Origin of the sequence: Streptomyces hirsutus (genome assembly GCF_001418415.1) — a bacterium.
Classification (GTDB): Bacteria; Actinomycetota; Actinomycetes; order Streptomycetales; family Streptomycetaceae; genus Streptomyces; species Streptomyces hirsutus.
Map to the genome: position 1 here is coordinate 1 of NZ_LIQT01000142.1, position 13,032 is coordinate 13,032.

10 protein-coding genes and 4 pseudogenes are annotated in these 13,032 nt (G+C 71.5%); 5 read left to right on the forward strand and 9 right to left on the reverse strand.

The window, feature by feature from the left end:
* Positions 1-89: 89 nt before the first annotated feature.
* The 3 genes from AOK11_RS11140 to AOK11_RS11150 form a co-directional block, all read right to left on the reverse strand.
* Positions 90-833, reverse strand: coding sequence for a TIGR04282 family arsenosugar biosynthesis glycosyltransferase (locus AOK11_RS11140; protein ID WP_079034766.1), 744 nt, complete (start codon positions 831-833; stop codon positions 90-92).
* On the reverse strand, positions 830-1,525 hold the full coding sequence (locus AOK11_RS11145) for a glycosyltransferase family 2 protein (RefSeq protein WP_055593506.1): 696 nt from the start codon (positions 1,523-1,525) through the stop codon (positions 830-832). The genes AOK11_RS11140 and AOK11_RS11145 overlap by 4 nt, the downstream gene beginning before the upstream one ends.
* 127 nt (positions 1,526-1,652) lie before the next feature.
* The gene (locus tag AOK11_RS11150; RefSeq protein ID WP_055593507.1) at positions 1,653-2,654 is read right to left on the reverse strand and encodes an NAD-dependent epimerase/dehydratase family protein; all 1,002 of its coding nucleotides are present in this window, start codon (positions 2,652-2,654) and stop codon (positions 1,653-1,655) included.
* Positions 2,655-2,792: 138 nt separating this feature from the next.
* Here AOK11_RS11150 and AOK11_RS11155 point away from each other — a divergent pair, with 138 nt between their 5' ends.
* The gene (locus AOK11_RS11155) at positions 2,793-3,524 is read left to right on the forward strand and encodes a flavodoxin family protein (protein ID WP_055593508.1); all 732 of its coding nucleotides are present in this window, start codon (positions 2,793-2,795) and stop codon (positions 3,522-3,524) included.
* A 186-nt stretch (positions 3,525-3,710) separates the two neighbouring features.
* Here the strand turns inward: AOK11_RS11155 and AOK11_RS11160 are convergent.
* The 3 genes and pseudogenes from AOK11_RS11160 to AOK11_RS11170 form a co-directional block, all read right to left on the reverse strand.
* A pseudogene (locus AOK11_RS11160) lies at positions 3,711-3,971 on the reverse strand (PIN domain-containing protein); the annotation flags it as partial.
* 50 nt (positions 3,972-4,021) lie between these two features.
* On the reverse strand, positions 4,022-4,789 hold the full coding sequence (locus AOK11_RS11165; RefSeq protein WP_055593514.1) for a DUF2182 domain-containing protein: 768 nt from the start codon (positions 4,787-4,789) through the stop codon (positions 4,022-4,024).
* Positions 4,786-5,400: a DUF1326 domain-containing protein gene (locus AOK11_RS11170; RefSeq protein ID WP_055593509.1), complete on the reverse strand. Its 615-nt coding sequence runs from the start codon at positions 5,398-5,400 to the stop codon at positions 4,786-4,788. The genes AOK11_RS11165 and AOK11_RS11170 overlap by 4 nt, the downstream gene beginning before the upstream one ends.
* A gap of 670 nt (positions 5,401-6,070) precedes the next feature.
* Between AOK11_RS11170 and AOK11_RS11175 the strand changes: the two are divergent.
* Positions 6,071-6,268 (forward strand): annotated as a pseudogene (locus tag AOK11_RS11175) (transposase); the annotation flags it as partial.
* Between the two features lie 83 nt (positions 6,269-6,351).
* Positions 6,352-6,741, forward strand: a complete 390-nt coding sequence (locus AOK11_RS11180) for a RidA family protein (RefSeq protein ID WP_055593511.1) — start codon at positions 6,352-6,354, stop codon at positions 6,739-6,741.
* Here the strand turns inward: AOK11_RS11180 and AOK11_RS41660 are convergent.
* The 3 genes and pseudogenes from AOK11_RS41660 to AOK11_RS11185 all read right to left on the reverse strand — a co-directional run.
* A pseudogene (locus tag AOK11_RS41660) lies at positions 6,742-6,994 on the reverse strand (transposase); the annotation flags it as partial.
* Positions 6,995-7,467: 473 nt separating this feature from the next.
* Positions 7,468-7,722: pseudogene (locus AOK11_RS39605) on the reverse strand (UTRA domain-containing protein); the annotation flags it as partial.
* 445 nt (positions 7,723-8,167) lie between these two features.
* Positions 8,168-9,502 (reverse strand): COG1470 family protein, encoded by a 1,335-nt coding sequence (locus AOK11_RS11185; RefSeq protein WP_240497295.1) that lies wholly within the window; start codon positions 9,500-9,502, stop codon positions 8,168-8,170.
* Positions 9,503-9,734: 232 nt separating this feature from the next.
* Here AOK11_RS11185 and AOK11_RS11190 point away from each other — a divergent pair, with 232 nt between their 5' ends.
* Positions 9,735-10,424 (forward strand): helix-turn-helix transcriptional regulator, encoded by a 690-nt coding sequence (locus AOK11_RS11190; protein WP_055593512.1) that lies wholly within the window; start codon positions 9,735-9,737, stop codon positions 10,422-10,424.
* Positions 10,425-10,572: 148 nt separating this feature from the next.
* A partial coding sequence (locus tag AOK11_RS11195; RefSeq protein ID WP_240497296.1) for a TolB-like translocation protein occupies positions 10,573-13,032 on the forward strand: 2,460 nt, incomplete at its 3' end.

A 13,032-nucleotide genomic window follows, 5' to 3' on the forward strand; every position in this document is an offset into this window, starting at 1 on the left:
GGACGGCGGCCGGCGGGGCACGGGGTGCTCATCGGGGTGCGGGGTGCTCATCGAGGTGCGGCCGTGGGCGGATTCGGTTCCGCGACGGGTCAGGGGCCCGGTGGGGAGCCCGGCCGGCCGTCCGGTGGAGAGTCCGGCCCGGATCCCGGCTCCGTGGCCGGTGGCGAGTCGACCCCCGTGACCGGCGGTGATTCGCCTCCCGTGACCGGCCGCGCATCCGGCCCCGCGACCACCGCGCACCGGGCCAGCCGTGCGGCGAAGCGGCCGTGCGGGGCCAGGGCGGCGACGGCGTGGGCGTCGGCAGCGGTGTCGACGTCGCGCAGGGACGGCAGGTCGCGCACCCGCAGGCCGGCGGCGAGGAGCCGGTCCCGTTGGACCGCTCCCGTCCCCGGGGTCGACATGGGCACGCCCCGCAGCAGGGCGGGATCGGGGCGCGCCAGACCGAGGGCCCAGAAACCGCCGTCCTCGGCCGGGCCGAAGTGGGCGTCGCAGTCGGTGAAGTCCACGGTGAGCAGCTCCGGCGTCACCTGCGGGGTGTCCATGCCGATGAGCAGGGCCGGGCCGTCGCAGCGCGCGAAGGCGTCCGCCAGCCGCTCGTCCAGCCCGCCCGCGCACTGCGGCACGACGTCGAAGCCGGGCGGCAGCCAGGGGCCGGGGGCGCCGTCGAGGACGAGGACGCGCCGGGAGGCGGGCGTGGCCGCCACGGCGTGCAGGGTGTCCGCGAGGGCCGCCTCGGCCAGCTCGGCCGCCTGACCGGGCGTGAACGGCGGGGTGAGCCGGGTCTTGACCCGGCCCGGCCGCGGCTCCTTGGCGATGACGAGGAGCGTGGTCAACGGACGGTTCCTCCTCCGTGCGCGGGGGGCTCGCGCAGCACGCGCCTCATGTCCCGTACGGCCTGCCAGGTGCCGCGCCAGGTGCCCGTCACCTTCGACGCCCCGGTGCGCGGCAGGTACGGCACGTCGTGCTCGGCGATCCGCCAGCCGGCGTCGGCCGCGCGGACGACCATCTGGAGCGGATAGCCGCTGCGCCGGTCGGTGAGGCCGAGGGCGAGCAGGGGGGCGCGGCGGGCGGCGCGCAAGGGGCCGAGGTCGTGCAGGCGCAGCCCGGTGCGGCGGCGCAGCATCCGTGCGAGCGCGAGGTTGCCGGCGCGGGCGTGCGCGGGCCACGCGCCCCGGCCCCGCGGACGCCGTCGGCCGAGCACCAGGTCGGCCTCGCCGTCCCGGACCTCGCGGACGAAGGGGACGAGGAGCGACGGGTCTAGGGAGGCGTCGCCGTCGCAGAAGCACACCACGTCGGCGGTGGCGGCGGTCAGCCCGGCGTGGCAGGCGGCGCCGAAGCCCCGGAGCGGCTCGTGCACGACGGTCGCGCCGTACGCGCGGGCGACCTCGGCCGAGCCGTCGGTGGAACCGTTGTCGACGACGAGGGCGCGCCAGCCCGGCGGGATCCGTTCGAGCACCCAGGGAAGTGCCTCGGCCTCGTTCAGGCAGGGCAGCACCACGTCGACGTCCGGAGGAGTCGTCGTCACGGGTTCACCCTACAAACGCCAATCGGGCATACCGGGCTTTCGCTCCTCACGAAACGCGGACGTCCGAGACCGGGGCGGTGCCCGGGTGCGTACCGGCGACGGCACGGTCCTATGTCCCGGCGCGGTCCTACGCCCCTCGCATTCCGGCCCGCGCGAACTCCGCCATGCCCTCCTCGAAACCGACCTCCGGCTTCCACCTCAGCCCGACCCGCAGCCGCGACGAGTCCGCGGTGATGTGCCGTACGTCCCCGAGCCGGTATTCGCCGGTGACGACCGGCTCGGGCCCGCCGTACGCGGTGGCCAGCGCCCGGGCCATCTCGCCGACGGTGTGCGGTTCACCGCTGCCGGTGTTGTACACCGTGAGCACACCCCCGGCGGTCTCCGCCTCCAGCGCCACCGCGTTGGCCGCCGCCACGTCCCGGACGTGCACGAAGTCCCTCAGCTGCCGCCCGTCCTCGAACACGCGCGGCGCTTCGCCCCGGGCGAGCGCCGAGCGGAAGAAGGAGGCGACACCGGCGTACGGGGTGTCGCGGGGCATCCCGGGCCCGTACACGTTGTGGTAGCGCAGCGACACCGCCGACCCGCCGGTGGAGCGGGCCCAGGTGGCGGTCAGGTGCTCCTGGGCGAGCTTGGTCGCCGCGTACACGTTCCGGGGATCGGCCGGGACGTCCTCGCCGACTAGGCCGGGGGAGAGGCCGTCCCCGCACACCGGGCAGGTGGGCTCGAACCGGCCCGCCTCGAGGTCGGCGACGGCACGCGGCCCGGGCCGTACGACTCCGTGCCGCGGGCACTCGTACCGCCCCTCCCCGTAGACGACCATCGACCCGGCCAGCAGGAGACGCCCGACGCCGGCCTCCGCCATGGCGGCGAGCAGCACGGCGGTGCCCAGGTCGTTGTGCGAGACGTACTCCGCCGCGTCGGCGATCCCGTCGCCGAGCCCGACCATCGCGGCCTGGTGGCACACGGCGTCCACACCGGACAGGGCACGGCCGACGGCTGCCGGGTCCCGCACGTCGGCGCCGGGGTCCTTCCGCACGTCGAACACGAGCGGCTCGTGTCCGCGCTCCCGGAGCACGGCGACGACCTGGGACCCGATGAACCCGGCGCCGCCGGTGACCAGTACGCGCATACGGCCACGCTAGGTCCGCACCGGCGCCGTACCACGGGACCACGCCCGTAGGCCATGACTCGGTAAGGCATGCGGGGGAAGCGTGCGCGGGTGCGTCGAAGCAGGGCAAACCGGAAATCGTGCGAGAGGCTGCCGCCCATGACGGCATCACCCTCCACCGACACCCCGTACCGCTACGACGACCTGACCGCCCTCTACTTCAACTGCACCCTCAAACCGTCTCCGCAGCTCAGCCACACCCAGGGCCTGATCGACAGGAGCCGGGCCGTCATGGACGCCGCCGGCGTGACCACGGACCTGATCCGCGCCGTGGACCAGGACATCGCACCCGGCGTCCACCCGGACATGACCGAGCACGGCTTCGCCACCGACGCCTGGCCCGAGCTGTACGAGAAGGTGATGGCCGCCGACATCCTCGTGCTCGCCGGCCCGATCTGGCTGGGCGACAACAGTTCCGTCACCAAGCGGGTCGTCGAGCGTCTCTACGCCTGCTCCTCACTGCTCAACTCCCAGGGCCAGTACGCCTACTACGGCCGTGTCGGCGGCTGTCTGATCACCGGCAACGAGGACGGCGTGAAGCACTGCGCCATGAACGTCCTCTACAGCCTCCAGCACCTCGGCTACACGATCCCGCCCCAGGCGGACGCCGGCTGGATCGGCGCGGCCGGCCCCGGTCCGTCGTACCTCGACCCCGGCTCGGGCGGCCCGGAGAACGACTTCACCACCCGCAACACCACCTTCATGACCTGGAACCTGATGCACCTCGCCGCCCTGCTGAAGCGCGCCGGAGGCATCCCCGCCCACGGCAACCAGCGCTCGCAGTGGGACGCCGGCTGCCACCCGGACGCGGACAACCCCGAACACCGCTGACCGCCCCGGCGGACGCGAGGGTTTCACCGTCCGCCGGGCAGCCCGGGACGGCCGCTTTGTCCGTCGAACGGGAGCGGGACGAGTGACGCCCAGGAGGCGGGCGGTACAGGAGGTGGGCGGTACAGGGCCGGGCGACTGAAGCGGCCGAGGCTTCCACGGAACAGCCGAACGCCTGTCCCTCCGGGTTCATTTGCCGGGTTCTGGCCCGTACCACTGGAGCGCCTGGCCTGTGGCGGCGGCGATGCATTCGAAGTCCCGGTCGCGGTGGAGGAGGGTCAGTCCCCGCAACTCGGCCGTGGCCGCCACCACGAGGTCGACGGCTCCGGCGCTGCGGTGCTGTCCGCGCTGGGTGAGGGTGTCCTGGACCTGCCAGGCGCGGTCGTAGGCGCGGTCTTCGACCGGCACCCGGCCGAAGAGTGGACGCGGGTCCTCGATGCCTTGCGCACGACGCACGATCCGGCACGGGCCCGGCACGGCTTGCGGCCGTGTGGCGCGTGTCACGGGTGACGGAGGCCCATCTCGGTCATGCCGCTGCCCGTGAGGGCGGGGGCCAGCAGGGGCACCCAGAAGACGGCGATCGCGAGCGCGAGCGAGGTGAGGCCGACGCCCCGGGCGACAAGACGACCCCGCGGCAAGCGTTTCTCTGCGGTGACGATGGCGGCCAGGCCCACCATGGCCCAAAGATTCATCACGCCGAACGCCGTGAGCAGCAGCATCAAGGACCAGCAGCATCCCAGGCAGAACGCGCCGTGATGCGCTCCGGCACGGAGGTGGCGCGAGGGGCCGCGGTACGACGCGTAGCGCAGCAACAGGCCGATCGGTGAGCGGCACTTGGTGAGACAGAAATCCTTGAGGGCGGTGAGCTGGTAGACACCGTTGACGGCGAAGACGGCGGCGGCCGCCACCGTCCCTGCCGTGGGATGTGCGGTGGCGACGTGCGTCGCGCCGACGGCCAGGGCGTATGCCGGCAGCCCGGCGGCGGCCCAGACCAGCACGTAGCCGGCGGTGAACGCGATCATGCGCGGCGCCCGGTGAACGGGGGCCGTCCGCGCGTACAACGAGGCGACGGGTGCCGTGGCCGGCAGCATCATCGCGGCCATCATGATCGTCCATGTGCCGATGAAGGCGGGCAGCTGCCCGGCCATGGTCCGGGACCCCATGTCCCCCCAGCGCAGTGCCACCCACGCCCAGGCTGCGGCCGCCGTGAGCAGCACCAGCCCGGAGTAGCTCGCGCTGTGCCGGGCGGTGATCGTCGTCCTGGTCACGCCGACCATGAGAAGGGCGCCGAGTGGGCGTTGCGGCCGGTGAAGTCCCATGAGCGGCCGTGTACGGCATTGCCGACGGCCCGCGTCGATCGGGCGATCGTCAACGTGCTGTTCGCCGGGTGGAACATGCCGGTCAGCCCCATCACGGGACCGTCCTCGCCGAACTGTGGGGCCACCTGGTCCTCGATCTCGATGTCGATGGCGTCCGCCACCTGCACCGTGTGACGGCGACCGTCGTCGTGGAAGTCGATGGAAACGCGTTCGACGCCGAGGACCTCGCCGATGAGGGGGGCGAGCGCCGCCATCGGTCCGCCCACCTGCCCGGAGAAGACCTTGCCCAGCGCGTCCGCCTGGCTGTCGTCGGCCGAAGCGTCGACGTACAGCACGACCTGCCAGCCGCCGTCGGCCATCACGCGGGGCGCGTCGGCGAAGACGACGACGCTGTGGTCCGCCACGTCCACGCCGTCGACCTCACCCCGTGCGACGTGGAACGCGAGAGTCACCTGGCAGCGCTCGTGGTCGGCGGGTGCGGTCAGACCTGAGGTGGTGCACGGACACACGGTGTCGCAGTTGCAGCTTTCAAGATATGTACCGTTCACATTCCAAGCCATTTTTGTACTCCTGCCTGGTTCACACGCCCGTCGGTGATGCGAAGCGGCGCCCAGTCGACAGAGCGAAAGGCCTGAGGCGAGCGCCGACCTTGTGCGGCGCCTCGACCTCATGAGGAAAAACTGGGGCCGTGGACGCGCGCCGCGCGCCCGCTCGGCCACAAGATCGACACCAGGAAAGCTCCTGGGCCCGAACGGCCGCCCGAGTACTTCCCAGGCTAGTCCCGCACCCGCACACCACGCCCGTTCCGCCTGCCTGCACGGCCTCCGGCGGCGGCAGGCGCGGGTGTACGAGATCGTTGCCCTTGTGGTGAGGGAAGCGGAATCCGTGACCGCGACCAGGCTGTCGCCGCTCCGCTCGGTGCCATGATTCGGGCGGTGGTGGCGGCCTTGGGCCCGGGGGCATGCGAGCGCGGCGACGTCAGTCACCGCGGCTCGGGACTCCGTCGGCCTCCTCCCGTCGAATCCGGAGGCCCTGCCGGGTCGGTACGAGGCTGCGGGGGAGAGGCACGGGATTCCGCGGCCGTACCGAGTGAACGGACCGCCGGCTTGGGAAGCTGCGGTCATCTGCGGTCGATACGGCTGCTGAGCTGGGCAGACAGCCGGACTGCGACCTCTTCGGTCTGGGCCTCTTCACCTGCGGCGATGGCTGTGGGGCAAACGCATCGGTGTCCGCATCGCCCGCAAAGGCATCGACTCCAGCGAGCGGCTCGGCCGACGCAGGTGGGTCATTGAACGCACCGTGTCCTGGCTGACCGGCTACCGCCGCCTCACCCACCGTTACGAGCGGAAACCGGGCAACTACCTGGCCTTCCTCGGGCCGGCATCCGCCCCCTGCTGCTACAAGCGGTTCCTCGAACTGACCCTGTAGGAAACGGTCTTGGTGCCCTATACCGTTGCCTCGTCACCTGTCGTTCGTGGAGGTCACCTGTGTCGGATGAGTCAGAAGAGACCATGCTCACCCACATTCCGCCAGACGGGGTCGCCCCGGGGAACGGCTATAGCCATGTGGTGGTGGGCGAAGGCCGGCTGGTCGTCATCTCCGGGCAGGTCTCACTGGACGAACAGGGAAATGTGGTCGGGAAGGGCGACGCGGCCGCCCAGGCCCGTCAGGTCTTCGAGAACCTGCGGCGCTGCCTGGCGGCAGGCGGCGCCACGTTCGCCGAGGTCGCCAAGTTCACCTTCTACGTCACCGACGTCGCCATCCTGCCGGAGGTACGGGCCGCCCGCGACGCGCACATCGACACCGCGCGTCCGCCTGCCAGTACCGCAGTACAGGTGGCCGCCCTGTACCGGCCGGAGCTCATGCTGGAGGTGGAGGCCCTCGCCATAATCCCCTGGTGACTCGGCCGGCAGGATGCGGTGCAACCGGTCGAAGACCCCGGCCTGCTGCCACCGCTCCAGGCGGCGCCGGCAGGTCTGCCCGGAGTCGAACCCCAGCTCCAGGGAGCAGCAGTTGCCAGGCTATGTCGTGGTGGAGGACGTAGAGGATGCCCTGCAGGCAGCGCCGGTCGTCCACCGGACGCGGCCCCGGCGCCCGCTCGGGCCAGGGCGGCAGCAGCGGCTCGATCAATGCCCACAACTCGTCGTCCACGATCCACGGTCGAGTACCCACAGCATCACGAACGGCCGAATCGTCAGCCCGGTCACGCCCGACCAGGGAACCTCGACAAGATCGTGTCACGAGTTCTCAGCGACTCGTACGCGTACTGCTACCCGCAGGGCCGCTCGACCGGGGCGATCTTGAAAAACGTCGTGGCGCGAGTCACCGTGGGTTCAAATCCCACACCCACCGCACATGTGGACGGCTCCTGACCAGGTAAGTCGGTCAGGGGCCGTTGTGTTGCGTCCTGCCCGCGGGTTCCCGCTGTTCCCCGGTGTTCCCCGCTCGATCGGGCGCGACTGGGGCACGGCAGCATGTTGAGTGCAGCTGTTCCCCTGGAGTGTCCTGCCTCCAGCACATAGGTCGGGGGAAGCGGCCAAGCCGAACAAAGAAGCGTTCTGACCTGCGAATCGTCGGCGTTCCGCGGCGCGAGTAATCCCAGAGGGCCGGCTCACACCGCGCTCAGCCGCGGACATGCTCAGCTGTGCCGCCTCGTCCTTCGACGGCATGCGTGAGCGGATCTCTTCGCGGAAGTGCACCGGCTCGTATCCGAGTTCGGCGAGCCTTGCGCAGGTGCCGCCCGGCCCGGTGTCCTCCTGGGTGATCGCGGATCCGGCGACCAGGGGCATGGGGAGGTAGCTCGTCGCGAGCAGGACCGGCTTGCCGTCCAGGACGAAGCGCCGGCGCCTCACACATGTCGTCCCGTCGCCGATCAGGTCGAGGCCAGGATCGCGCATCCCCGGTCACCGGTTGGCGCATCCCTCTTCGCGCAGTTTTCGCCACGTGCTACGAGCCATCCTGTGCCGGCTGCGCACCCCTCAAGTGGCCGGCCGTAACAGGGCTACCGAGGCTTCGCGCTGGTCGTGGCCGGGGTGGTCGGCACTGGCCGCGACCCGGACGGTCGGCGTCGCCTCGGCCGGCGGGATCTTCGACGCCTCCGACCTCCTCCGCGCCCTGCCCCCGCTGCGGCCAACGCCCATGGATGTTGATCCGCGCCGCTGTTCTCGCGGACTCGTGAGGGGCGGGCCGTATGCCGTCCACGGGGTGCCGTCTGTGGCCGATGCCAGTTTTCAGGCCGGAATTATCGATTTCTGGACGAAATTACTTGCCACTCTTTACAGATGTAGTCGGAACTAATCGAAAATGTTCGGAAGCTTGAGATCCGGTTCATTGCTCGGTGCGGTTGAGCACACCGCTCACGTTCAGGACCTCGTGACATCCCTGCGCCCGGAGGCCGGTGGCCGGCGTGCCCGGCTTCGCACAGGTCACTTCGATGGTCACGGTGTCGTTCGCGGGGATCTTGATGGGGGTGACCCAGTGGTAGTCCTGGTTGCGGAAGGTCTCCAGGGCGATCGTGGTGATCTTGCGGTCGCCGAAGCTGATCGTCATCACCCCCTCATCACCCTGGAAGTTGGCGACGACGATGTCCGTCACACCGAAGACGCTCTTCTCGGGCACCTTGTAGGTACCGGTCTCGGTCTCCCCGCTGGACGTCTTCAGGTCGATGGTCGCCGAGCTCTGCTGAGCGCTGCCGACCGTGGTGCCGTCGCCGGTCGAGGTGCCGTCGCCGCCCGCTCCGGAACCCTTCCCCTGGCCGTCGGGCGAGGTGCTCGCACCGTCGGAACCGTTTCCGGGTGTCTGCCCGTTGCCGCCCTGCTCTCCTGCGGGCGTGGGGCGCGGCTGGACCGCCTCGCTGACCGCCTCCTTCGCGGCGCTGCGCACCGCCGGGCGGACCAGCGCGAACCAGGCGAGCAGCAGCGCGAGCAGCAGCGCGAGCAGGGCGAGCAGCCATTTCGGAAAGATGGGGATCTGGACGAACTCCGCGTCCAGCGGCGGCCGGTCGGCGTTCTCGTCCGGCTGGGTCTCGTTCTGGTCACCGGTCTCGGCGGTGACCAGGGTGAACGGCCACACCACCGGGGAGCCGAACCACACGGGCTTGCCCGTACGGACCCGCAGCCCGACCTCGACCGACTCGCCGGGCTCCAGCTTCGGCTCGGCCGGGTTGAAGGCGAACGCCAACTCCTCGCCCGCCTGGCCGGGGGTGAAGCCCACCTGCACCGGGGCGTTGCCCTCGTTGCGCACCGCCAGTCGATAGCGGCCGCGCAGCCAGCCGCGCCGGCGGCGCGGCCGCAACTCGGTGCGCAGCTCGTGGAACTCCTCGACGTGCACGGTGGTTTCGGGAACCCGTACCGCGTCGGGATGCTCGATCGGCAGGATCCGTACCGCGAGAGGCAGCTCGCCGGCCCGGATCTCCGGGGAGCGCGGCGGCTCCAGACGGATCGTCACCGTCTCGGAGGTGCCCGGGTAGAGGGAGACCCGCGCGGGTTCCACGGTGGTCCAGGAGGCACAGTCCCCGACGACCTCCAGGCTGTAGGCCTCGACGATGTCGCTGTCGTTGCGGACGGTCAGACTGGTCGTGGCAGTGCCGCCCGGTGCCACTGTCACGACCGGGATGTCGAGTCCGGGCGCACCGGGACCGGAAGAGGCTGCAGAAGGCGTCACGCCGCCACGGTAGAAACGCCCGCAGGGGTGCGCCGAGGGGCGCGAGGGCAACACCCGGGCAGTCGTGGTGCCCGCGAAGCCGCCGTCGACTCGCCCGCGGCAGTGGGTCGTTGATGTCACTCGACGGCTCCCGCGCGCCGCCTTCCGGTGTTCCTCCCGGCCCAGCGATCCTCCCCCCGAACCCATGAACAGGTAACCCCCCATGTCCTGCGTAGAGGAGAGCACCCCTGTCATGTCTGCCTCCACGTCTTACGAGCCCGCCGCCGGTTCCGGGCACCAGGTCTCCCGCACCGGTCGGCCGGACCGGGTGACCGTGGCGGTCTACGCCGCCGATCCGATCCTGCGCGTCGGCGTCGTCCAGCAGTTACGCCAGCGCCCCGAGGTCGACCTGCTCGCCGACGCCGAAGCCGAGGGGGCCCAGGTGTCGCTGGTGGTCGTGGACCACGTCGAGGACGACGTGGCCGCCCTGCTGCACCGGCTGCGGCTCAACTCCGCCACCCGCGTGGGCCTCGTGGTCGGCACCCTCGGGACCGGCGCGCTGCAACGCGTCATCGAGTGCGGCGTCCCGGCGGTGCTACGGCGGGCCGAGGCCGACCAGGACCGGCTCGTCCACCTGGTCCTCGCGACGGCCAACGGAGAGGGAGTGCTTCCCGGCGACCTGCTCGGCAAGCTGCTCTCCCATGTCGGCAGTCTGCAGCGCTCGGCGCTCGATCCGCAGGGCCTGTCCCTGTCCACGCTGACCACACGGGAGGCGGACATGCTGCGCCTGGTGTCGGAGGGCCTGGACACCGCGGAGATAGCCCGCAAGACCGCGTACTCCGAACGGACCGTCAAGAACGTCCTGCACGAGATCATCACCCGCCTCCAACTGCGCAACCGGGCCCATGCGGTGGGCTATGCGCTGCGAAACGGGCTCATCTGACGACAGTGGGGTACGTCGGTGCTGCCCGAAAGCACACCGCACGTTTCCCCCGGGTATGGCCCCCGCCGCCCTGCCGCTTCGTGCGCGGTCGTCGCAGGGTGGCGGGGGCACATCTACGTGCCGCACCAGACCGCGAGGGGGACCCTCCATGCGAACCGCCGGCCCCGGCGGGCGGTACCGCCCGAGAAGACTCGGTCTGTCGTTGCTGCTGCTCGTCCCGCTGCTCGGGATGACGGGGGCCTCCGGGCAGGACGGCGCCGAGTCCGCGACGCGGGCCGCGGCTGCTGACACCACGGACACCCGTATCGCCTACGCCGGCACCCGGCACCGCAGTCTCGGCCAGGTGGCCACCAAGACCTCCAGCACCCCGCTGTTCGGTGCGGGCCCGGCCCACCACGACGTCCAGCCGTCCGCCCTCGGCGACCAGATGGTCTTCGCGAGCCTGCGCGACGAGGAAACCCCGCAGATCTACCTCCGGTCCGCAGACGGTTCCGTACGGCGTCTGACCAGCGGCATGGACGCGGCGAACCCCCGGCTGACCCCGGACGGCACGTCCGTGGTGTTCGACGCCGCCCGGTCCGGTGGCCCGGGCGGCGGGACGCAGCGCGACCTGTGGCTGGTGCACACCGACGGCACCGGCCTGACGCGGCTCACCGACACCCCCGCGAACGAGGAGGGCCCGACCGTCTCCCCCGACGGGCAGCGGTTGGCGTACGCGAGCGACAGCGACGTACCGGCCGGAGAGCAGATCTACGTACGGCCCCTGAACGGCGGCACCGCCACCCGCGTCACCTCCCCCGCGAACGGGACGGCCGGCGAACCGGTGTGGAACCCGGTGAACGACGACGAGAACCGGGACTGGATCGCGTACACCGCCACGACCACCGTAGACGGGCAGAGCGTGCCCCGGCTGCGGGTGACGAACGCGGCCGGGACCGGTGACGAACCGCTGCTCGGGGGCGCGCGGGCACAGTGGCGTGCCCATGGGGCAGCGTGGCTGCCCGACGGGGACGATGTGCTGTTCCTGAGCCCCGAGAACACCTGTGAGTGCGAGGGCGACTGGGACCACGTGTTCCAGGCGACCGCCCACGTCGACGAGGTCCCCTCGCTCGTGCTGAACGAGAACCGGGAGGTTTCCTCGGTCACCTGGTCCGGTTCGCTCGACGGCGGCGGCGCGGTGGTCGAGCGCACCTCGGCGGCCGGCCCGCACGTGGTGACGCTGCAGGACGCGCGTGCGGACGGCTCCGACCCGCGCGACCTGGGGCTGACGATCCTTGACGAGGACCCGGCGGCCGACACCAACACCGATCCCGCCAAGGACCCGCTGTTCCAGCCCGGGGCCACGTACGACCCGTGGACCGAGCGGCAGAACTACACGCCCGACGGCCGCCGGATCGTGCTGACCCGCTTCGAGGACGGCCCCCAGGGCCGGACCGAGCGGATCTGGATCGCGGACGCCGACGGATCGAATGCGCGGCCCATGCCGCTCGCGGGACGCGGCGCGACGGACTGGGACACCGACCCGACGTTGTCCCCGGACGGCAAGTACCTCGCCTTCACCCGGACTTCGCCGGGCGGCGTCGGCGGGCCCAGCCGCATCCTCGTCGCGGACGCGGCCACCGGCGCGATCACCGGGCAGATCACCCCGCCGGCCGGGGAGCAGACGGGCGGCGACGCCCAGCCCACCTGGTCCTCCGACGGCACCACCCTCGCGTTCACCCGCAACGAGGTGATCGACGGCAACAAGCACATCTGGACCGTGTCCAGCGACCACTTGGACCAACAGGACGACCTGAGTGCCAAGATCTGCCCGGGCGATTGCGAGGTCATCGACGACAGCCCGGCGTTCTCGCCGGACGGCACCACCATCGCCTTCAACCGCAAGAGCGGCGGCGGCCAGGTCGACCAGGGCGGCGGCATCCTGCTCACCTCCCTCAAGGGCGACGACTGCCGGGTGCTGACGCCCGCCGCCGCCCCCGACCTGCCTGGCGCCTGCGGACGGCAGCTGCCGGACACCTCGGCCACCGGACCGTTCCAGCCGCGCGACGCCGCGTGGACGGCCGACGGTGAGAGCCTGGTGATCAGCTCGCGGGCCGAGACAGCGGTCAACAGCCCCGAGAAACTGAGCCTGTTGGACGTCGACTCAGGCGACCTCACCCCGCTCACCAGCACGCTCCCGGGCCGACAGAAGGAACCCAGCGTCCAGCAGTCCGTGAACCTCGCGGTCCACGCGCCCGGCACCACCTCCGAGGTCACGGTCGGCAAGTCCACCACGGTCGGCGTGGACCTGGTGAACAACGGTCCCGCGGCCTCCCCGGGCACCACCCTGACCATCGTCCCGCCGACCGGTGTGTGGGTCACCAAGGTGACCTGGCCCGGCGGTGTCTGCGACGCCGCCTCCCTCCAGTGCGATGTCGGTGTGGTGCAGCCCGGCACCACCGTCACGGTGAGCGTCACCCTCACCGGCCTCACCGCCGGAGACCAGCCCGTCGACTGGTCGGTGACCGGCACGGTCCTGGACCCCGAGCCCAGCGACAACGCCGGCCGGACCATGGTCCCGGTCCGCGAGGCCACGCCGTCCCCGTCCCCGACGCCGACGCCGACGCCG

What these genes read in the sequence shown, in the direction of transcription:
- AOK11_RS11150 (WP_055593507.1), bottom strand. Translation starts at nt 2,654, where the DNA reads ATGCGCGTACTGGTCACCGGCGGCGCCGGGTTCATCGGGTCCCAGGTC.
- AOK11_RS11155 (WP_055593508.1), top strand. Translation starts at nt 2,793, where the DNA reads ATGACGGCATCACCCTCCACCGACACCCCGTACCGCTACGACGACCTG.
- AOK11_RS11170 (WP_055593509.1), bottom strand. Translation starts at nt 5,400, where the DNA reads ATGGCTTGGAATGTGAACGGTACATATCTTGAAAGCTGCAACTGCGAC.
- AOK11_RS11180 (WP_055593511.1), top strand. Translation starts at nt 6,352, where the DNA reads ATGCTCACCCACATTCCGCCAGACGGGGTCGCCCCGGGGAACGGCTAT.
- AOK11_RS11190 (WP_055593512.1), top strand. Translation starts at nt 9,735, where the DNA reads ATGTCTGCCTCCACGTCTTACGAGCCCGCCGCCGGTTCCGGGCACCAG.